The organism is Bacillus sp. K2I17 (assembly GCF_002209985.1).
GTDB lineage: Bacteria > Bacillota > Bacilli > Bacillales > Bacillaceae_G > Bacillus_A > Bacillus_A wiedmannii.
Genome location: NZ_NJGF01000002.1, coordinates 103,082 through 125,230, shown reverse-complemented (window position 1 = coordinate 125,230; position 22,149 = coordinate 103,082). Strand labels below are relative to the sequence as shown.

The window sequence follows — 22,149 nt, the reverse complement described above, 5'->3', positions numbered from 1 at the left end:
CTTTTCATATCCATCCCTTTTCTTCCGCAATTGTAATTGCCTCAATTCTATTTTTCGCATCAAGCTTCGTTAATACTTCAGAAATATAATTACGTACTGTACCAGGCGAAAGATAGAGCGCCTTCGCAATTTCATTTGCCGTCTTTCCTTCTTTCGCAAGTAGCAATACTTCTTTTTCACGATCTGATAACGGATTTTGCTCCTGCCATAAGCCGAACATCAAATCTTGAGAAATCTCTCGCTTTCCTTTCATTACATTACGAATCGCTGCAGCTAAATCTTCACTTGGGCTATCTTTTAATAAATATCCGTGCACGCCAGCTTTCATTGCTCGTTCAAAATATCCAGGGCGCGCAAATGTTGTTAAAATCATTACTTTGCATGCTGATTTTTCTTTCTGTAACGTTTCCGCAACATCTAATCCGCTTTGAATTGGCATTTCAATATCCATAATGCTTACATCAGGTTTTAGCGATTCAATTAGTTTTAACGCCTCTTCCCCATTGGCAGCTTGCCCAATTACTTCAATATCATCTTCTAGATCAAGTAGGGCCCCTAATGCACCACGAAGCATCCGCTGATCTTCTGCAATAATAATTCGAATCATGCCCTCACCTCATCTTTTCCTGTTCTAATGACAACTGGTACTTTTACTATCAATAGTGTCCCTGGATTGATTGTGCCCAGTTCAACAAACCCGTCAATAAGAGCGATGCGCTCTTTCATACCACGAATGCCATTTCCATCATGGTTTTGATCTGCTAAACCAACTCCATTATCTTCTACTGTCAAAATTAATTCACCTTGTGATTCTAGTACAGAAACTGTGCAACGCGTCGCTTTACTATGCTTTACAACATTCGTCACAGCCTCACGTAAACACATTCCTAAAATATTTTGTTCAATTGGTGATAACGAACTTGCACTCGTTTCTTGTTTTATTTCTAATTCAATAGTAGCAGCTTGTAAGATTGCTTTTATTTGCTCAAGCTCTTCTTCCACTGTAATCATACGCATATCAGAGATTAATTCCCTTAGCTGCTTTAAAGCGGTACGAGATGTTTGTGTAATTTCCTTCGCTTCCGCACTTGCACGCTCCGGATTTTTAACAATTAACTTCTCCACGAGCTGACTTTTTAAAGTAATGAGTGATAACGTATGTCCTAACGTATCATGAAGATCTCTTGCAATCCGCTGCCGCTCTTCACGTTTTACTAAGTCTTTAATTTGCTCATTCGCTTCGTTTAATTGATTTCTTAACATCTTTTTTTGATTAAAGTTGCGCATACCAAATGGCGTAATAAGCATTAAAATAAACATCGGAACAATATTCACTAAACTTGTAGTTGATATTTGATTCATATTTACAAATATAAACATTCCAAGCATTACAGCTAACAAACTTAACAACACTCGAAACTCTTTCTTATTTGGCGCAAACCCTATCGCACTTGCTGTGAAAAAACCAAAGAATATCATGAAGGCATTATAATAAAAAGCAAATAGCAGTGTGAGTATCATTTGCATACATGCCCATAAAACGAAAGTCTTATTAACAAAATAAAGTTGACGGTATGTGATAACAAAAAGTATCAACATACCACTCCCCATTACAAGCTTCCATCCCGATGCTTGTGCTAGATGGTAAATTGGAAATAACAGATACACAAGCCACATATACGGGAAGAAACCCATCTGTTTCGGAAAAATCTCAATCCTCTTCTTCTCTATCATTTATACCGCTTCCTGTCTTTTTCTTATATATATTGATATTACAACAAATATAAGGAAATAACCTCCTAGTACCGCGATATTTTCCCAACCAACTGATTTTCCAGCTACAATATCCCATGCACCGCTTCCGAAGTGATATGTTGGTGTCCATTCACCAATCGTTCTTAATATTTTTGGGAATACTTCAATCGGCATCCATAGGCCACCAATTACAGCTAGACTCATATTTAAAATATTCGCTAAACCCGCTGCTGCATCTGCCTTTTTAATAGAACCTATTACTGTTCCTAACGCTAAAAATGGTGTTACACCTAACAACAACCATAATCCAGCGCCAATCCATTGCCCTACTGTTAACTCGACATGATTAATTAATATTCCTGCGATAAAGATAACTAAGATTGAAAAAGCATTCACTACAGTTTGAGCGATGATTTTGGCTGTTATATATGCCCCCTCTGGAAGTGGTGTAATTTTTAACAAATGTGTCCACCCTTGCCCCTTTTCCTGAGAAATCCTTACACCGAAACTAAAAAGTGCCGTCCCTACAATACTAAAAGTCGCCATTGAGATTAAATAATGCGCTTTCCAAGCATCTCCGTTTTGTGGCACTTGAATAACATTTGTGAAAATGTAGTAAAACATAACTGGCATTAGTAATGAGAAAAAGATAAACAATTTATTACGAAACGTACGTAAAATTTCTATTTTGCATTGCATCCATAAAGCTCTCATGCGATTCCCTCCTCCTGATTTGCGATAAACTGTTCAAATGCTTCATCAAGACTTCCACGTTCAACTGAAACATCTGTTACAGGTAAGTTCTTTTGATAAATTGCTTTTAAAGTTTCATCTGTATCTTCAGTTGTTAAAGTGAAGTGCCCTTCGTTTGACTGTACTTCGGTTACGTTTGGTAATTCTTTTAGTAATTTTGCAGGAATACTTTCCTTCGAATAAAACTTGATTGTTTTTCGCGAAATCGTCGCCTTCATCTCATCTGGTGTACCATCTGCGATAATCTTTCCATTCGCAAATAATAAAATGCGATTCGCCAATGCATCCGCTTCTTCTAAATAGTGCGTTGTTAAAATAATTGTTTTCCCTTCACTTGCTAACTTTCGAATTGTTTCCCAAAACGTTCTTCGAGACGTAATATCCATTCCAACTGTCGGCTCATCTAAAAATAACAAATCAGGATTTCCTGCAAGTGCGAGTGCAAAGTTTAATCTTCTTTTTTGCCCACCTGATAATTTCTCACATCTTTGCTTTCGCTCCGATTCTAAATTTGATAACTGTAGCAACGTTTCTTTCGCTACCGGATTCGTATAATAACTACGGAATAACTCAATTGCCTCTTCTACTGTAATGCTATCAATGACACTTACTTCTTGTAGCATCGCACCGAGGCTATTACGAACATCTCTATGCTTGGGACTCTTTCCAAATATAGAAACAGTTCCTTCCGTCGGATCCTTTAATCCAAGCATCATCGACATCGTCGTCGTTTTCCCTGCACCATTCGGTCCAAGTAGTGCTACTATTTCTCCTTTATTCACATGAAATGAAACCTTATTTACTGCCTTTTTATATTTAAATTTTTTAGAAACACCATTTACTTCTATAATCTTTTCCATCTCTCCACCCCCGCTGTTTCTTATATTTACATTGTACGTGTTGGAAAACTTAGGAAACAGTATGATGCGTCATGACATCGATATGACAATTGTCATGTATTCCTTATGAGAGGAATCAGCCCACATACCGCAAGCGAGTAGCAGGACGAAAATAAACATGATACAATCGGGTAAGATATACATTCGAGGAAGGACAGTGGTTTTCATGATTATTCGTAATGAACAAGATTTAGAAGGCTTACGAAAAATCGGCCGCATCGTTGCACTTGCACGTGAAGAAATGAAAAAAGAAGCGAAGCCAGGTATGACAACGAAAGAGCTTGATTTGATCGGTAAAAAAGTATTAGATGAGCATGGTGCTATTTCTGCACCTGAAAAAGAATATGATTTCCCAGGTGTAACTTGCATCAGTGTAAACGAAGAAGTTGCTCACGGTATTCCAGGAGATCGCGTATTAAAAGAAGGCGACTTAGTAAATGTCGACGTATCTGCTGCACTTGATGGCTATTATGCAGATACAGGTATTTCATTTGTACTTGGAGAAGATGAAGCAAAAGAAAAGCTTTGCCAAGCAGCGGTTGATGCATTTTGGGCAGCAATGAAAAAGGTGAAAGCTGGTTCCAAACAAAACCAAATTGGTCGTGCTGTTTCAAACTTTGCACATAAAAATGGATATAATGTAATTCAAAACTTAACTGGTCACGGTATTGGTCTTAGCTTACACGAAGCACCAAACCACATTTTAAGCTACTTTGACCCAATGGATAATGCGCTTCTAAAAGACGGTCTTGTTATCGCTGTAGAACCATTCATTTCTATGAAGGCTGATCACATTATCGAACGTGGCGATGATGGTTGGACATTCGTTACACCTGATAAAAGCCTTGTTGCACAATGTGAACATACAGTTGTCGTAACACGCGGCGAGCCGATAATCTTAACAGAAATATAAAATTAAAAATGACCGTTTTTTAGAATTTTTCTACTAAAACGGTCATTTTTAATTTTTGGAAAATATTTGTTAAACTGCTGTTGAACTCTTTAACATTTAAGTATATAATCTTTAGCGAAGGTTATTCATAATCATCTTCAAGAGAAGATAACACTATTATCAAAAGGGATACCTTCTTTTTCACTATGTAAAACAGCTTCAAAAATGACCGCAGTAATGATTTAGTCGAATATTACAAATACCTTATATCCCACTAAATCCGAAAAGGAACTGTACCATCTTAACTTCGGTCCACAAATCGTACAACTCTCTCTAGGCAAAAAGTTAATTTTCATAAATGTAATAAGTGACATTCTTAAGATACAATTATCTCAATTTCATATTACATAAATGAATATTTTCAAAGTGCATATTGTCTTCAACCTAACCAAAATCAACCCTATTCAGATTTTTCCACACAAATTTAAAGTAAAAAACAAACTTTCAACTTGGGATACATTACTTTGGTTAGCATGTATCGTAAAACTTACCTTTATGACTATTCAGTTCATAACACATTCATAAGAAAATGCTCTTGTATATAAAGGTCTGATATCGTTCCTTGTATCAGCATACTTTCGACATTTTTTGTCGAATTATGTATATTCCAGATTTTTACGTTACATTATATATATGCCTTTGATTAAGTGTCTGTTCTGTCAGAGAATGTACATAGAAACGGAGGGATATTAGCAACAAATACTTTATAACAATTAACTTTTTTTATATTCCATTTGTTCATGTGGAATATATTCCTCAGTGAACAAATGAATGTTCAAAGGAGGCACAATGAAAAAACTTTTCAATATATGTTTAATTGTATTTGTACTATTTTCACAGTTTATTAGTTTCCCGTACAATCAGGCAAAAGCTGAGACTTTAAAGGAAACTTCATTATTTGACACTGTTGAGATGAAAGATGCAACGGATCACATTATTGACGAAGCAAAAAATCCTAACAACTTAATAAAGATAGGATCAACCATTCAAGTAGAATATGCTTGGTCAATAAAGGATCAACAAGTTGTACATGCAAACGATACAGCGATAATTCAAATACCACTTGCATTAAAAGTATCTAAAGATTTGCAAGGAGATTTAGTAACAGATCAAAAAAATATTGGTCAATATTTTATAACAGCTAAAGATAATAAATTAAAGCTGATATTTAATGATCAAGTAGAAAATTCTAAAGATGCTAAAGGAAAAATCAAAGTTGATACTGTGTTTAACCCAACTTTAAAAACTGGAGAAAAATCAGTTCAAATCGCTTTCCCTTTAGGAACACTGGTGCAGCCTATATCGGTTCCTGTTCAAGTAGAAGATTCTAAAGAAGATAGCACCGAACAGGATACTAATAAACAAGTGCAAGATCCAGTAGCTAAACCTGTTACTGGTAATACGGAGCAAGATTCAGCAACTAAACCTGCTACTGACAATCCGGAACAAAACCCAGCAACTAAAGCTACTGACAATCTGGAACAAAACCCAGCAACTAAACCTGTTACTGGTAATACGGAGCAAGATTCAGCAACTAAACCTGCTGCTGACAATCCGGAACAAAACCCAGCAACTAAACCTGCTACTGACAACCCAGAACAAAAGCTAACAAGCGATCCTGCTGAGAATACAAATTCAGGTCCAAAGCAAATAACAACAAACCTTTTAACGGGTGTAAAGTTGACGGACAAAGACGGAAAACCATTTACAGAGGATAACCGTCCAAGTACAGATTCCCCTGCCAATATCGAGTTTACATGGGAACTTTTAAAATCAATGAATGTGAAAAGCGGAGATTACTATATTTTTGATCTTCCTAAACATTTTAAGATTTACAATACAATTAACAGTCCTTTATACGATAGTGAAAACAATCCAATTGGTAATTTCACTGTTACAAAAGATGGAAAAGTCACTATGACATTTAACGATTATGTTGAAGAACATCCAGATGTTGGTGGTAACCTACAATTAAAGACAGAATTTAATAAAGCTGAAATTAAAGGTACAACAACACAAGAAATTCCTTTCCCAATTAAAGATAAAGATGTTTCTATTACAGTTGACTTTAAGCCTAATGTACAAACAACTACGAATAAAAAAGGGTTACCTGATAGACCAATTAATACAAATGAAATTAATTGGACAGTAGAGATGAACAAAACGAAAGACACTCTTAAAAACGCTGTTTTTAAAGATAACATTCCACCAGGCACAAGCTTAAATAAAGATTCTATTAAAGTTTATTATTTAGAAGTTGATGTTAATGGGAACGTAACACGTGGTAAAGAGGCTGATTCAGCAGATTACAAAGTTAGTTCATCAGAGGGCTCAAAATTGGAGATTGCTTTTAAAGATTCTATCAATAAAGCATATCAAATTGAATATGCAACAAAAATTACTGATGAAAACGTAAAAAGCTTCCAAAATAACGTTACGATAACGAGTGATAATCAAAAGCAACAAAATGCAAGCTCTACTGTAACGGTTTCTCGTGGTACACATTTAAACAAAACAAGTAAGTATGATCCAAAGACGCAAACGATTGAATGGACAATTACTTACAACGGTGATCAAAAAAATATCAAAAAAACAGATGCACTTTTAAAAGATATTTTTGACGATACACATGAACTAGATGCAAATTCTATCGTTGTGAAGAACGCTTCATACGATGATAAAGGAAGACTTGTAACAGGCGACACTGTTAATAATTACACTGTAAGTAACAAGAAGAATGGATTCGATTTACAGTTTAATGAGGATATTAATAGTGCTTATGTAATTACCTATAAAACAAAGCCAACTGATAGTATCATAAAAGATGGAAAAGTAAAAAATACAGTTACAGCTGATAATGACTCAAGTAAAGAAAATGAGGCTGGCTTCCAGCAGCAAAATATTATTAAATCTAATAATAAAGCTGAAACAAACTATAAAGACAAAACAACAACCTGGACAATTGCGGTAAATAATAACAACTATCCATTAAACAATGCCATCATTACGGATACCTTTGATCATGGTGGATTACAATTAAAAGATAATAAACTAGAAATTAAAGACGGAGATTATACCCTTCAAGCTAAGACTGACTATGTTTTAGATGTAACAGATAAAGGTTTCAAAATTACCCTTATAGGTACATATCAGTCTAATATGACAAAGACATTAGTCGTAAAATATACGACAGACTTTGACTATACAAAATTAGAAAGTGGTAAAACTTCATTTAAAAATACAGGTAACCTATCTTGGATAGATGCAGGGTCCAATCCACAATCAAATAAAGTTGAAGCAGACTTTGATCCTGATGCTTTCACAAAGGCGAATGGATATAAATACGGTTCTTATAACGCCCAAACGAAAGAAATCACTTGGATAATAGGTTTTAATTATAATAATGTTGAGATTAAAGATCCATATGTTATAGACGTAATACAAGATAAACAAAAGTTAGTACCAGGATCCATTGAAGTACGCGATATGATTTTAAATGGAAGCCCGAATAATGCAAGACCTGGTGATGCCGTATCACCTAAAGAGTATGAACTTGAAGAACCTACAGATAAAAATAAAAACACCCTAAAGGTTCATTTCAAGCAATCAATTAATTCACCTTACTATATTATCTTTAAAACAAGCCTCGATGGTGAACTTATCCAAGGTACCTACAAAAACGAGGCAGAGTTAAAAGATGGCTCTAAAATTGTAAACACCCTTAAAGGTGACACTCAAGTAAATAAAGGTGGCAGCTTTGTTACTAAAAAGGCTGTGCAAGACGACAACTATATTAATTGGAGTATTGCAATTAACGAAAGTCAATCAACCATTGCAGACGCAGTTGTAACAGACGATCCAACAGACAATCAGGTACTTGTGGCAGATTCATTCCACTTATATCCTACAACTGTTGATCCATATGGAAATTTAACAAAAGATACAGCAAATGAATTAAAACAAGGAACAGACTATAAGTTAACGATCACAACAGACAATAATACTGGAAAGCAACATTTTGAAATTGCTTTCTTGAAGAAAATTGATCGAGCTTATATTTTAGAATATCGCTCACTTATTAATGCAGACGATAAAGAAAAAGTGAGTAATAAAGCAAAAATCGCTGGCAATCAGTTAACAGTTAAGAATACAGAAACTGTTGAAACGATTGAAGTGAGAATGTCTTCCGGTTCAGGCGGAGGATCTGCTACTAAAGGGCGCGGAAACCTTGAAATTATAAAGGTAGATAACGACAATAAGAAAGTACCATTGTCCGGGGCAGAATTTACTTTATACGATCGTACAGGAAAAACCGTTATCCGCGAAATAACAACAGACAAAGATGGTATCGCTAAGTTTAATAACTTAAAGCGCGATAAATATTTATTAAAAGAAACAAAAGCTCCTGAAGGCTATGTAATTAGCTGGGATCTAAAACAGGGAAAAATTGTTGAACTTGGTTCACAAGAGACTACAACATATACACTTGCAAATAAGAAATTTGTCGGTAAAGTAGTTTTCACAAAGTCTGATGACCTGAATAAAAACGTAACACTGCAAGGTGCCGTTTTCACACTACTTGATAAAGACAAAAAAATAATTTCAGAACACGAAAAATTAACAACAAATGATAAAGGTCAAATTACTGTAGATAATTTAAAACCAGGAACGTACTACTTACAAGAAACAACTGCTCCTGAGCATTATAAATTAGACAGTACACCTATTCAATTTACAATCAAAGAAGATCAAACGACTGTAGTATATCGAACTGCAACAAATAGTTTGCTTCCAGGATCGGCCATTTTAACAAAAGTCGATAAAGACGGAAAAACTTTAGCAGGCGCGGAGTTCAGTGTACGCGATCGACATAACAATATAATTCGTGGATATGAAAAACTAACGACAAATGATCAAGGACAAATCGAAGCAAAAGATTTACGTCCTGGAGACTATCAATTTGTTGAAGAAAAAGCACCTGAACACTATGACATAGATAAAAAACCAATTGAGTTTACAATTGTAAAAAGTCAAAAGAAAGCAGTTACTGTTACAGCAACGAATCACCTCATTAAAGGTGGCGTCACTTTAACAAAAACTGATGATATCGATAATAAAACTACTCTTGCAGGTGCTGTATTTAAAATTGTTGATGCTAATGATGAAAAGAAAGTCATTCGCGAAAATGTAAAAACTGGCGCAGATGGTAAAGTAACTGTTAAAGACTTAGAGCCTGGTACGTATAAATTTATTGAAACAGAAGCTCCTAAGGATTATGTGTTAAATGCAAACCCTATTGAGTTTACAATCGATAAAAGCCAACAGTCTTTTGCTACTGTTACGGCAACAAACAGTTTAAAAACAGGCGAAGTCGAATTATTAAAAGTTGATGAATTTGGTGATAAAAAACCTCTAGAAGGTGCCGTATTTAAAATTGTCGATTTAAATAATAATGACGTTCGTACTGACTTAACTACAGATGCTGATGGAAAAACAAAAGCTGATAAGTTACGCCCTGGTAACTATAAGTTTATTGAAACAAAGGCTCCTGAGCATTATGTACTAGACGAAACACCGATTCCATTTAAAATCGATAGAAGTCAGAAAGAAACTCTACTTGTAAAAGCTGAAAATGCTTTAAAACCAGGAGATGTTGAATTAACGAAAGTTGATGATATCGATGGTACAACTCTTGAAGGTGCTGTATTTAAAATTGTTGATGCTAATGATGAAAAGAAAGTCATTCGCGAAAATGTAAAAACTGGTGCGGATGGTAAAGCTATCGCTACTGGTTTACGCCCTGGCGATTATAAATTTATCGAAGTAACAGCACCAAAGTATTACGATAAAAATACAACGCCTATCGAGTTCACAATTAAAGAAAGTCAAGGAACTTCACCAATTACTGTTACTGCTAAAAACAGCTTAACAAAAGGCGGTATTGAATTAACAAAAGTGAATGCTGCAGATGAAAAGGAAACACTTCAAGGTGCAGTATTTAAAATCGTTAATAGAGATACGAATGAAGTTGTTCGTACGGAACTTGTTACGAATAGTAAAGGAATGTTAGTTGTAGATGACTTACGTCCTGGTAACTATAAACTTATCGAAACAAAGGCTCCAACTTATTACGATGTAAATGTAGAACCAATTGAATTTACAATCGAAAAAGGACAACCAAAACTTCTTCCACTTACATTTAAAAATAGTTTAACGAAAGGTAAAGTTAAACTTATTAAAGAAGATGATGTGGATAGCAAAATAGCTCTTGCTGGCGCTGTATTCAAATTACAAGACGCAACTGGCACTGACATTATGAAAGATTTAAAAACAGATGATTATGGGGTACTAGTTATTCCTGATTTAGCACCAGGGGATTATCAATTTATTGAAACAGAAGCCCCTGAACATTATAAATTAGATCAAACACCGATTAAGTTCACGATTAAAAAAGGTAGCAAGGATGATCTGCCAGTCCCTGTAATTGTAAAAAACAGTTTACTTACAGGTGGCGTCACTTTAACTAAAGTGGATGACGTTGATGGCATTACACTTGAAGGTGCAGAATTTATCATTGTTGATGCTCATGATACTAAAAAGGTTGTTCGTAAAGGATTAACTACTGATGAACATGGTAAAGTGTCTGCTTCTAATTTACGTCCAGGTGACTATCAATTTATTGAAGTAAAAGCTCCGAAAGACTATGACTTAAGGAAAGATCCTATTCCGTTCACTATCGGAAAAAGTCAAAAAGAAAATATTAACGTTACTGCTACTAACAGCTTAACGAAAGGTGGCGTCATTTTAACAAAAATAGATGACATCGATCGTACAATGCTGAAAAATGCAGTATTTAAAATTATTGATATGGATGGTAAAGAAGTTCGCACAAATCTTGTTACAGATGACAATGGTGAAATTTCTGTTTCTGACTTACGTCCTGGAGACTATCAATTTATTGAAATGAAGGCTCCTGAACATTATGTGTTAGACGAAACACCGATTCCATTTACAATTGAACGAAACCAAACGAAAAAAATTCCTGTTACAGGGAAAAACACGTTGAAAAAAGGTAGCGTTGAATTAACAAAAATTGACGATATTGATACTGATACGAAGCTCGCTCATGCTGTATTTAATTTATTAGATGCTGACGGAGAGATAGTTGATGAAGGCTTAAAAACAAATGCTGAAGGAAAAATTGTTGTTGAAAATCTACGTCCTGGTACGTATAAGTTTATTGAAACAGCTGCTCCTGAACATTACGATTTAAATAAAAAACCGATCGAATTTACAATTAAGAAAAGCCAAACTGAAACGCTTCATGTTACGGCTAAAAACGCTCTAACAAAAGGTGCAGTGGAACTTTCTAAAGTAGATGACATCGATGACACTACCCTTGAAGGTGCAGTATTTAACATTGTTGATATAAATGGTACTGTAATTCATAAAGACCTTGTTACAAATGGTAAAGGGAAGATCGAAATTAACGACCTACGTCCTGGTGATTACCAATTCATTGAAACAGAAGCTCCTAAGCATTACGTTTTAGATGAAACACCAATCCATTTCACTATTGAAAAAGGACAGAAAAAAACTATTTCTTTAACTGCTAAAAATAGTTTAAAACAAGGTAGTATCGAATTAATTAAAGTTGATGATTTAAATGATCAAACAAAACTTGCCGATGCTGTGTTTAATTTACTAGATCAAAACGGGAAAGTACTTAAAACGGATTTAAAAACGAACAGTGAAGGAAAAATCATTGTTGAAAACTTACGTCCTGGTACGTATCAATTTGTCGAAACAACGGCTCCTAAACATTATGATTTAGACAAAAAGCCAATTGTAGTTACAGTTGAGAAAAGCCAGAAAGATATTGCTACTGTTACTATGAAAAATAGTTTAACAAAAGGCGGCGTTGAACTTATTAAAACGGACGACGTCGATGGTACTACTCTTGAAGACGCAGTATTTAACATTGTTGATATGAATGGTACTGTAATCCGCAAGAATCTTACTACAAATTCACAAGGTAAAATTAGCGTTTCTGACTTACGTCCTGGTGAATATCAATTCGTCGAGACGAAAGCTCCGAAACACTACGATTTAAATAAAGAACCGATTCCTTTCACTATTGAAAAAGGACAAGCTGAACCGATTTCTGTTACTGCTAAAAATAGTTTAACAAAAGGTGCGGTAGAGCTTTCTAAAGTGGATGATATCGACAGTACAGCTCTTGAAGGCGCAGTATTTAAAATTATTGATGACAAAAACAATGATGTTCGTACTGACTTAACTACTGTTAAAGATGGAAAAATCTCTGTTCCTGATTTACGTCCAGGGGACTATCAGTTTATTGAAATAAAAGCTCCTGAACATTATAAATTAGATAGTACACCGCTTAAATTTATAATTAAGAAAAGCCAAGCAGAGAAGCTACAAGTCACTGCTACTAACAGCTTAATTGAAGGTGCTGTTGAATTAATTAAAGTGGATGATATAAATCCAGATACAAAACTTTCTGATGCAGTATTTAACATCATTGATGCGAAAGGTAAAGTTGTTCGCACGAATTTAACTACTGATAAAGACGGGAAAGTTTCTGCTTCTAATTTACGACCAGGAGATTATCAATTCGTTGAAACGAAAGCTCCTAAAGATTATGATTTAAATAAAACACCGATTCCTTTCACTATCGAGAAAAGCCAACCAGCTCACGTTTCCGTTACTGCTAAGAATGGCTTAACTAAAGGTGGCGTGGAATTAACGAAAGTTGACTCTCTAGATGCGAAAGAGACACTGGAAGGTGCGGTATTTAAAATTACTGATATGAACGGTAACGATATTCGTACGAATTTAGTTACCAATAAAGATGGAAAAATCATCGCTAAAGACTTACAACCTGGAGACTATCAATTTATTGAAACGAAAGCTCCGAAACATTATGACTTAAATGAAGAGCCGATTAAGTTCACAATTGAAAGAAGTCAAACAAAACATGTCTTCGTTACAGCTACGAACAGCTTAACGAAAGGTAGTGTGGAGTTAATTAAAGTTGACGATGTTGAAGAAAACACAACACTGGAAGGTGCGGTATTTAAAATTGTTAATAAGGATGGACACGATGTCCGTACTGATTTAACTACTGATAAAAACGGCCGTTTAGTTGTGGATGAATTACCACCAGGAGACTATGAGTTTATCGAAACAAAAGCTCCTAATCACTATGACTTAAACGAAACACCTATTAAGTTCACAGTTAAAAAAGGACAAGAAAAAATCGCTTCCGTTACCGCTACGAATAGCTTAACGAAAGGCGCTGTTGAACTTTCTAAAGTGGATGACTTTGACGGTTCTGTCCTTAAAGATGCAGTATTTAAAATCGTCGATATGAACGGGCACGACGTTCGTTCTGATTTAACTACTGATAAAGACGGCAAAATTTCTGTTTCTGATTTACGTCCGGGAGACTATCAGTTCGTTGAAACGAAGGCTCCTATTGGATACGATTTAAGTGCTAAGCCAATTCCTTTCACAATTACGAAAGGACAATCTCAAGTTACTTCTGTTACAGCTTTAAATAGTTTAACAACAGGTTCAATGGAGTTAACTAAAATTGATATTGATCACCATGGAACACTTGAAGGTGCCATTTTCAACATTTTAGATCACGACGGAAAAATAGTACGAGAAGGTTTACAAACAGACGGACATGGTAAATTAATCGTAAATGATTTGAAACCTGGTAATTATCAATTAGTGGAAACAAAGGCTCCTAAAGGTTATCAATTAGATGCATCACCAATAAACTTTACAATTGAAAAAGCTCAAGCTGCACCACTACAAATTACAGTTTCAAATAAAAAAATCGATTCTTCATCCGGTGGAGATAATAAACAAATTACTCCTCCTAATAAAGAAGAGGAAACGGGGAAAGAAACTTCTGAAGAACTAGAAAAAGGAAATCCTGACACACATGGTAAAGGAACTTCCGAAGAACTAGAAAAAGGAAATCCTGACACACATGGTAAAGGAACTTCCGAAGAACTAGAAAAAGAAAACCCTGACACACAAATAAACAAACAGCAAGATGACCGAAATAAGGGTAAAGAACTTCCAAATACAGGTCACAAAAATGATCCTACTCAAACAGTAGGCATCGTACTTCTACTAGCTGGTTTTTTAAGTATTTTAGCTACAAAACGAAAAAAATATTATTAATAGTTTTTCACACCTAATCAAGTGAACATTTGATTAGGTGTTTTTTTATGCCAAAAAAGGACGATACATAGAGTATCGTCCTTTTAACGGGGTGAGGCTGCCCAAAAGTACGGAAAACCTTTGAACAGCCTCGTATTTTCATATGGATGCCTTACATATATCACTGATAATAAGTATGAAATGCGGAAACATATTTATCATCACATGATTCAAACATGAGAAAAGAAATCCTATAGGATTCTTTTCTCTACATAATCTAAAGTTTGGGTACACTAGATTCATGCAATGTAGGAGCTTTCCAAGCAGAAAGCGAACCTTCATTTAAAATGATAGCATACATATCTCCATCAAAAATATGCAAATATGCATATAGCGTTTTTTTATTTCTCAATGTCAGAATATTGAAAAATAATGAAGATGACGGTAAAATAAAGTCGTTATCCGTCTTCTTTTGTCAGTCAGAGAGAATAGAAGAATAGGAGAGGAAAAAATGAAAAAATCTTTGAAACAAAAAATAGTAAGCTCTTTGCTTGCTGTATCACTCGCTGTTAGCTTAGCTCCAATTGGACAAGCCAAAGCTGATTCCACGTCAGAAATCACACAGACTTCACCTATCACAAAACAAGTTGATGCAAGCCGCGCTATCGAACACATCCGTTTCTTATCCGAAACAATTGGTCCTCGTCCTGGTGGGACAAAATCAGAAGAATGGGCTTCTCGCTACGTTGGTATGCAGCTTAAATCAATGGGCTATGAAGTAGAATATCAACCATTTCAAGTACCGGATCAATACGTTGGATTTATTGAATCACCATTATCCACAAAACGTAATTGGCAAGCCGGCGCTGCCCCTAACGCACTAATTTCTACAGAAGCTGTTACAGCTCCTCTTATCTTTGTTCAAGGTGGAACAAAATTAGAGGATATCCCAAATGAAGTAAACGGAAAAATTGTTCTATTTGAAAGAGGAACAACAGTTGCAGACTATAATAAACAAGTTGAAAATGCTGTTAGCAAAGGAGCAAAAGGTGTCCTTTTATACAGTTTAATTGGCGGACGCGGAAATTATGGACAAACCTTCAATCCCCGCCTAACGAAAAAGCAGTCTATCCCTGTCTTTGGTCTTGCTTATGCACAAGGAAATGCATTTAAAGAGGAAATCGCTAAAAAAGGGACCACTCTTCTTTCTCTAAAAGCGAGACATGAATCTAACTTAACATCACTTAATGTCATCGCTAAAAAGAAACCAAAAAACAGCACAGGTAATGAAAAAGCCGTCGTTGTAAGTTCGCACTATGATAGTGTCGTTGGAGCACCTGGAGCAAACGATAATGCTTCTGGTACAGGATTAGTATTAGAATTAGCTCGTGCTTTTCAAAATGTAGAAACTGATAAAGAAATTCGTTTTATTGCTTTTGGTTCTGAAGAGACTGGCTTACTTGGCTCCGATTATTACGTTAATAGTCTATCCCAAAAAGAACGCGATCGAATTTTAGGTGTCTTTAACGCAGACATGGTTGCAACAAATTACGATAAAGCAAAGAATTTATATGCTATGACGCCTAACGGTTCTCCAAACCTTGTAACAGACGCAGCCTTACAAGCAGGTAAACAATTAAATAATGACCTCGTACTGCAAGGGAAATTCGGCTCTAGTGATCACGTGCCATTTGCTGAAGTTGGTATTCCTGCCGCCCTATTTATTTGGATGGGTGTCGATAGTTGGAATCCATTAATCTATCATATTGAGAAGGTATACCATACGCCTCAAGATAATGTGTTAGAAAACATTTCGCCTGAACGTATGAAAATGGCATTAGAAGTTATCGGGACAGGAGTTTATAATACACTTCAAAAATCTGTTGCTCAAACTGAACAGAAGGCTGCTTAATCATTTAAAAGACCACTGATTTTTATCGGTGGTCTTTTATTGAGAAAATATATATATGCATAAAAGCATATTCCCTCCTGCTCATTATCCTATACAATATTAAGTGTAACAAAAATGATTACAACTAATAAGGAGGCTTTTTCTACTATGAAAAAAATGATTTTAGCCAGTGCCTTAACTTTAGCAGGAATTACTGGCGCTACCGCTTTTATTCCTGAAACAAAAGTCGCTGCTGCCACTCAAGAACAAAGTTTTACAAAATTTTATTCTTTACAAACTGGAAGTAGTTCTGAACAAGAACCTATTTTCCTTCAAAAAGGACAGGAACTAACAATTCAACCTAACAGTAAAACTCCTAGTTACAGTGTTTATGACTCAAATCATAACCTTATCGGGCGATATTCTGATGGTTACGGCCGAATTTTCACTGTAAAAACAGATGGAAATATGTATGTTCAATTTCACGCACCTTTCGTTTACTATAGTCCTGTTAGCTTTTCCGTTACGTATACAATCCAATAAAATAAAGGGCCTTTCTCAAGGCCCTTTATTTTATTTCCCAATTCACTTTTACAAAACCATCTTTCACCATTACACCACTTATATTAAATACATACTTTTCATTTGCCTTTAATGCAGCTTTGAAAGTACCTTTTTTCGATTCACAGATCTCTTTTAACTCTCTTATACCTTCTCCTTGCCTTTCATACAAGCTAAAGCATAAATTCCCACGTTTTGCATCTGTCTCATAAGAAAATGTTACTTCTGTATCTTTTTCATACTCAAGTTCAATATCTTTCCCAGTAATATCCCATGATGAGAATTTTGCCTCGTAACCGGTCTCCCCTTGCTTCTCATTTTCTAAATATATATCACCAGCTCTCCACATATCATCTAACGTTTGAACGAAAGCAAAGCCGCTCAGTAATACAAACATCGTACTTGCAAATATGACAACTAATGTTATCTTTTGTTTTTTCATAGCCTTCATCGTATGTTCTCCTTCTATTTTCTTGTTACTTCTTCGTATCATATATAACAAAACTCCAATAAAAAATGGTAATACAATCGCTATAACACTCCACCACTTACTTATTCCACGCGTTTTCGCATCTGTATACACCCATGATGCTACACATACTAAAAGTGCTATAAAAGTCAAAAGCATTGTAATCCCAGCTATCTCAAATACTACAAATGGATTAGCGAACTCTATCATGTAATTTATACTCCTTCTTTAAAAATGACTGTATGACAACATATATAGGAACGTATAGATGCATCATAATCACACTTGCTATCAACATAGGGACTTTATGATTCAAATGAGTGACAAACTGCTCCATAACAACTGTTAATAAAATAATCCAAATAGCATGAATACAAACAACCCATCTTTTCTCTAATTTCCGAGCATTTCGTACGCTCTGTTTCGTTTTATTTATCAGCTCTCCGCTTGGAATCGTGTCTTCAGCTAAGCTGCTTCTTATCTTCTGATCAAACTTATCTTCCGTCATAAACAAACCCCTCCAAATGTTCCCGCATTTGCTTCTTCGCATAATTAAGGCGGTATTTCACCGTACCAATCGGTATATTTAATATTTCGCTCATTTCTTTATAAGAGTATTGTTCATAATAGTAGAGTACGAGCACGGTTTTATATTTTTCATTCAATAGCTGTATAACTTCACGTATCATTTCCGATTCCACTTTTTGAATAAATTCTTCTGATATATTCACTTCATCTGCGAAATCGATTTCTCCACCATCCTCTTTATGAAACAAATCCAATACGCGATCTTTCCACCTTTTCTTCTTACGATAAAAGTCATAAAACGTACGAACACAAATTGTAGTAATCCATTTTTTATAATTTTCCACGCAAGAAAGCTGGTGCCTAGAGGAAAAAACTTTTATCCAAGTCTCTTGAAAAATATCTTCTGCATCTTCTTTCGTTTTCGCTAATTTATAGCATAAGGAATATATTTGCTGCTTATATATATCAATTAATTCTTCTACCTTTTCTTCCATCTTAAACCTCCTGTCATTTATATAAGACGACGCAAATTCTCCTTTTGTTTGATAAAATTTTATTTTTTTATTATCTCCATACAAAAAGGCAATCACAACATCGTGTGATTGCCTTTTACTGAAAACGAAAAATCGGTTAGAATACTCGGTGGCTTCGCGCCTTCCTCCTATTCTGAACGAGCCGCTTCTGCTTTTCTTTATTGTCTAGCTCTGCCTCCTAGCCCCTTCTGTCTAAGAACCTTCCCCACGAGAAGATAAAATGCATCTTCTGTGGGAAAGAACCTTAGCCTTCAGGGCTAAACAGTCGGCTCCGCTTTTCTTAATTACATTTTTTCTGGTGCAGATACTCCTACGATTGCTAATGCATTTTGAAGTGTAGTGCGTACTGCTTTCATTAACTCATAGCGAGCTTTACTTAATTCTAAGTTGTCTTGGTTTAATACTTTTTCTGCATTGTAGAAGCTGTGTAATGCTGCTGCTAATTCAAATGCATAGCTTGTAATGCGGTGTGGCAGACGTTTTTGCGCTGCATCCGCAACTACAGCTGGGAATTCACCAAGTTTTTTCAGTAACTCTACTTCTTTCTCCGAAGTAACAAGCTTGTAATTCACGTCTCCGCCTGCAGCTAATCCTGACTCTTCACCTTGACGAAGAATACTGCATACGCGAGCATGAGCATACTGTGCATAGTATACTGGGTTTTCATTAGATTTTGATACAGCTAAGTCCATATCGAAGTCTAAATGAGAATCACCGCTACGCATTGCGAAGAAGTAACGCATTGCGTCCACGCCTACTTCTTCCATAAGCTCACGAAGTGTAACTGCTTTACCTGTACGCTTACTCATCTTCATTTTTTCACCATTTTGGTACAGTTGTACCATTTGGATGATTTCTACTTCAAGTGTTTCTTTATCGTAACCAAGTGCTTGAATAGCCGCTTTCATACGAGGAATGTAACCGTGGTGGTCAGCACCCCAAATGTTGATTAACTTATCGAAACCACGCTCTAATTTATCACGATGATAAGCGATATCTGGCGTTAAGTATGTGTAAGAACCGTCGTTTTTAATTAATACACGGTTTTTGTCGTCACCGTAAGTCATAGAACGGAACCAAGTTGCACCGCCTTCTTCAAAGATCTCGTCACGCTCTTTTAATACTGCAAGTGCAGCATCGATTTTTCCGTTTTTGTATAATGATGTTTCTGAGAACCATACATCGAACTTAACACGGAAGCTTTCTAAGTCTTTTTGAAGTTTTGCTAACTCATATTTTAAACCGTATGAACGATAGAACTCATAGCTTTCTTCAGCATCAGCTTTTGCATAACGATCGCCAAACTCTTCAGCTAAACGCTTACCGATTCCAATGATGTCCGCACCATGGTATCCGTCTTCTGGCATTTCTTTCTCTAGGCCTAAAGCTTGCATGTAACGAGCTTCAACAGAAAGAGCTAAGTTATGAATTTGGTTACCAGCGTCATTAATGTAGTACTCACGAGATACATCGTATCCTGCTTTTGCTAATACGTTACATAAAGTGTCACCTACTGCCGCACCACGTGCATGTCCTAAGTGAAGGTCACCTGTTGGGTTCGCAGATACGAACTCAATTTGTACTTTTTCACCTTTACCAGTATTCGTTTCACCGTAAGCTTCGCCAGCGTTAACGATTGTTGGGATTAAGTCTGTTAAGTAGCTATTATCCATGTAGAAGTTAATGAAACCAGGTCCTGCGATTTCAATTTTTTCAATAGAAGCTTTTGCTTTATCGAAGTTTGCAACTAATTCTTCTGCAATCATACGAGGTGCTTTTTTCGCAACGCGTGCAAGTTGCATTGCCATATTTGTAGAGAAGTCACCATTTGTTTTATCTTTTGGAGATTCTAATACAACGTTTGGAATCTGTTCTTCTGTCGCTAATTCTGCCTTTAATACAGCAGCTTGAATTTCTTCTTTAATTAATCCTTTTACTTGTTCTAAAGAATTCATTATTTTGCCTCCTTCAAATTAAGTGTAATTGTATATCTGCCAGCTTCTTGTTCACTTAGAAGCAATGCGTACGTTAAGAAGAGTTGTCCTTTTTTCTTTTCATCCGACCATTTAAAAAGAACGTTATCAGTTTTCGTTTGCAATGCAAACGTACCAAGTTCACTCGTATACGTACCAGTTGTCCATTCACCTTTCACATGCGTTTGACGCATTGAAACAGCACCTGAACGCATAATGAGAACTTGTTCATCTTGAATTTTAATAATTGTTTTCACTTCGCCCTGTTCGTTCGGCTCTTGGAATGTTACATATGTACCTTGACCTTTTACATAGTATTGACCATTTGCTTCAAAAGCAACGGTTTCCTTCCTCGCCCCTTCACGGATTTCTGTTACGAAATGAACGTGTACCGGCAAGCCTGCAAGTTGTTTCTCCACGTCTTGCACACCTTTCAAATGTTATAGATATTAAATACTACTTATAATAAATCACTTTTCCTATCATATCAAAAAAAACCTCTGTCTGTCTGCTGAAAAATCAGGAAAACTCCATTTCAAAAAATAATTCACTTTCACTTTATTTCATATGATAAAATATTTCTTAAATCTAAATATTCTTTCATTTAAAGAGGTGAGTTATGTGCTACCGACAAAATTAAAAAAGGGTGATGAAATTAGAGTTATTTCACCATCTTGCAGCTTAAGTATTGTCTCAACTGAAAACAGAAAGCTTGCTGTAAAAAGATTAACTGACATGGGCTTTCAAGTTACATTCTCAACATATGCTGATGAGCTAGATCAATTTGCTTCCTCTTCTATTTCTTCACGCGTTCAAGACCTTCACGAGGCATTTAGAGACCCTAATGTAAAAGCCATTTTGACAACACTTGGCGGATACAACTCTAATGGTTTATTGAAACATCTCGATTATGATTTAATTCGAGAAAACTCGAAATTTTTCTGTGGCTATTCTGATATTACCGCTTTAAATAATGCAATTTACACAAAAACAGGACTTATTACATATTCAGGGCCCCATTTCTCTTCATTTGGAATGAAGAAAGGTCTCGAATATACGACTAATTACTTTTTACAATGCTTAACTTCTAATAAGCCTATTGAAGTCCTGCCATCTGAAACGTGGAGCGATGATTCTTGGTATATAGATCAGGAAAATCGAGAATTCATTACAAATGAAGGTTATATTTCGATTCATGAAGGCGAAGCAACTGGAGAGATTATCGGTGGTAATATGAGCACATTGAATTTACTACAAGGTACACCATATATGCCAAACTTACAGGGGAAAATATTATTTCTTGAGGAGGATAGTTTAACTGGAAAAGCTACCCTTAACACTTTTGATCGTTATTTACATTCTCTTATGCAGCAACCTGACTTTGAACATGTAAAAGGCATCGTTATAGGAAAGATGCAAAAAGGTGCAGAATGTACGATAGAAGACATTCAAGAAATGATTGCTTCAAAGCCTGAACTTACACATATACCTATCATTGCAAACGCAAGTTTCGGGCATACAACCCCGATTTTCACTTTCCCAATTGGTGGACGTGCAAAAATCATTTCTAATAAAGAGAATTCAGCTATTACCATTTTAACGCACTAAAAAAGGAGCGAACGATTCGCTCCT

14 protein-coding genes are annotated in these 22,149 nt (G+C 35.6%); 5 read left to right on the top strand and 9 right to left on the bottom strand.

Annotation, left to right across the window (positions count from 1 at the left end):
- Positions 1-4 precede the first annotated feature (4 nt).
- The 4 genes from CER22_RS04025 to CER22_RS04010 are packed head-to-tail and all read right to left on the bottom strand — an operon-like array spanning position 5 to position 3,368.
- Positions 5-607, bottom strand: coding sequence for a response regulator transcription factor (locus tag CER22_RS04025; protein WP_000619263.1), 603 nt, complete (start codon positions 605-607; stop codon positions 5-7).
- Entirely contained in the window at positions 604-1,734 is a 1,131-nt protein-coding gene (locus CER22_RS04020; RefSeq protein WP_088608226.1) for a sensor histidine kinase, read from the bottom strand. Before CER22_RS04020 ends, CER22_RS04025 begins: the two co-directional genes overlap by 4 nt.
- Positions 1,735-2,469, bottom strand: a complete 735-nt coding sequence (locus tag CER22_RS04015) for an ABC transporter permease (protein ID WP_064470371.1) — start codon at positions 2,467-2,469, stop codon at positions 1,735-1,737.
- The gene (locus CER22_RS04010; RefSeq protein ID WP_088608225.1) at positions 2,466-3,368 is read right to left on the bottom strand and encodes an ABC transporter ATP-binding protein; all 903 of its coding nucleotides are present in this window, start codon (positions 3,366-3,368) and stop codon (positions 2,466-2,468) included. The genes CER22_RS04015 and CER22_RS04010 overlap by 4 nt, the downstream gene beginning before the upstream one ends.
- A 157-nt stretch (positions 3,369-3,525) precedes the next feature.
- Here CER22_RS04010 and map point away from each other — a divergent pair, with 157 nt between their 5' ends.
- The 4 genes from map to CER22_RS03985 all read left to right on the top strand — a co-directional run bounded on the left by map (position 3,526) and on the right by CER22_RS03985 (position 16,996).
- Positions 3,526-4,320, top strand: a complete 795-nt coding sequence (gene map, locus CER22_RS04005; RefSeq protein ID WP_002096176.1) for a type I methionyl aminopeptidase — start codon at positions 3,526-3,528, stop codon at positions 4,318-4,320.
- Between the two features lie 828 nt (positions 4,321-5,148).
- Entirely contained in the window at positions 5,149-14,583 is a 9,435-nt protein-coding gene (locus CER22_RS04000; RefSeq protein WP_142293427.1) for a SpaA isopeptide-forming pilin-related protein, read from the top strand.
- A gap of 490 nt (positions 14,584-15,073) precedes the next feature.
- Positions 15,074-16,474 (top strand): M28 family metallopeptidase, encoded by a 1,401-nt coding sequence (locus CER22_RS03990; RefSeq protein ID WP_000749138.1) that lies wholly within the window; start codon positions 15,074-15,076, stop codon positions 16,472-16,474.
- 147 nt (positions 16,475-16,621) lie between these two features.
- A complete protein-coding gene (locus tag CER22_RS03985; RefSeq protein WP_088608223.1) occupies positions 16,622-16,996 on the top strand; it encodes a hypothetical protein in 375 nt (124 codons plus the stop codon).
- 25 nt (positions 16,997-17,021) lie between these two features.
- On the opposite strand, the gene CER22_RS03980 is transcribed toward CER22_RS03985, so the two are convergent.
- From CER22_RS03980 to CER22_RS03955, 5 genes are all read right to left on the bottom strand, one after another.
- Positions 17,022-17,693: an anti-sigma factor gene (locus CER22_RS03980; RefSeq protein WP_088608222.1), complete on the bottom strand. Its 672-nt coding sequence runs from the start codon at positions 17,691-17,693 to the stop codon at positions 17,022-17,024.
- On the bottom strand, positions 17,677-17,991 hold the full coding sequence (locus CER22_RS03975) for an anti-sigma factor (RefSeq protein WP_087983725.1): 315 nt from the start codon (positions 17,989-17,991) through the stop codon (positions 17,677-17,679). Before CER22_RS03975 ends, CER22_RS03980 begins: the two co-directional genes overlap by 17 nt.
- Positions 17,978-18,505, bottom strand: a complete 528-nt coding sequence (locus CER22_RS03970) for an RNA polymerase sigma factor (protein WP_088065044.1) — start codon at positions 18,503-18,505, stop codon at positions 17,978-17,980. Before CER22_RS03970 ends, CER22_RS03975 begins: the two co-directional genes overlap by 14 nt.
- A gap of 323 nt (positions 18,506-18,828) precedes the next feature.
- A complete protein-coding gene (gene argS, locus CER22_RS03960; protein WP_088608221.1) occupies positions 18,829-20,499 on the bottom strand; it encodes an arginine--tRNA ligase in 1,671 nt (556 codons plus the stop codon).
- A complete protein-coding gene (locus tag CER22_RS03955; protein WP_000414868.1) occupies positions 20,499-20,936 on the bottom strand; it encodes a DUF1934 domain-containing protein in 438 nt (145 codons plus the stop codon). Before CER22_RS03955 ends, argS begins: the two co-directional genes overlap by 1 nt.
- 202 nt (positions 20,937-21,138) lie before the next feature.
- Between CER22_RS03955 and CER22_RS03950 the strand changes: the two genes are divergently transcribed.
- Positions 21,139-22,125: a S66 family peptidase gene (locus CER22_RS03950; protein ID WP_088608220.1), complete on the top strand. Its 987-nt coding sequence runs from the start codon at positions 21,139-21,141 to the stop codon at positions 22,123-22,125.
- Positions 22,126-22,149: the final 24 nt, after the last annotated feature.

Excerpts from the sequence above, each read along its gene's own strand:
- CER22_RS03990 (WP_000749138.1), top strand. The coding sequence starts at position 15,074 with ATGAAAAAATCTTTGAAACAAAAAATAGTAAGCTCTTTGCTTGCTGTA.
- CER22_RS03985 (WP_088608223.1), top strand. The coding sequence starts at position 16,622 with ATGAAAAAAATGATTTTAGCCAGTGCCTTAACTTTAGCAGGAATTACT.
- CER22_RS04010 (WP_088608225.1), bottom strand. The coding sequence starts at position 3,368 with ATGGAAAAGATTATAGAAGTAAATGGTGTTTCTAAAAAATTTAAATAT.
- CER22_RS03980 (WP_088608222.1), bottom strand. The coding sequence starts at position 17,693 with ATGATAGAGTTCGCTAATCCATTTGTAGTATTTGAGATAGCTGGGATT.
- CER22_RS04000 (WP_142293427.1), top strand. The coding sequence starts at position 5,149 with ATGAAAAAACTTTTCAATATATGTTTAATTGTATTTGTACTATTTTCA.
- argS (WP_088608221.1), bottom strand. The coding sequence starts at position 20,499 with ATGAATTCTTTAGAACAAGTAAAAGGATTAATTAAAGAAGAAATTCAA.
- map (WP_002096176.1), top strand. The coding sequence starts at position 3,526 with ATGATACAATCGGGTAAGATATACATTCGAGGAAGGACAGTGGTTTTC.
- CER22_RS04020 (WP_088608226.1), bottom strand. The coding sequence starts at position 1,734 with ATGATAGAGAAGAAGAGGATTGAGATTTTTCCGAAACAGATGGGTTTC.
- CER22_RS04015 (WP_064470371.1), bottom strand. The coding sequence starts at position 2,469 with ATGAGAGCTTTATGGATGCAATGCAAAATAGAAATTTTACGTACGTTT.
- CER22_RS04025 (WP_000619263.1), bottom strand. The coding sequence starts at position 607 with ATGATTCGAATTATTATTGCAGAAGATCAGCGGATGCTTCGTGGTGCA.
- CER22_RS03970 (WP_088065044.1), bottom strand. The coding sequence starts at position 18,505 with ATGGAAGAAAAGGTAGAAGAATTAATTGATATATATAAGCAGCAAATA.
- CER22_RS03975 (WP_087983725.1), bottom strand. The coding sequence starts at position 17,991 with ATGACGGAAGATAAGTTTGATCAGAAGATAAGAAGCAGCTTAGCTGAA.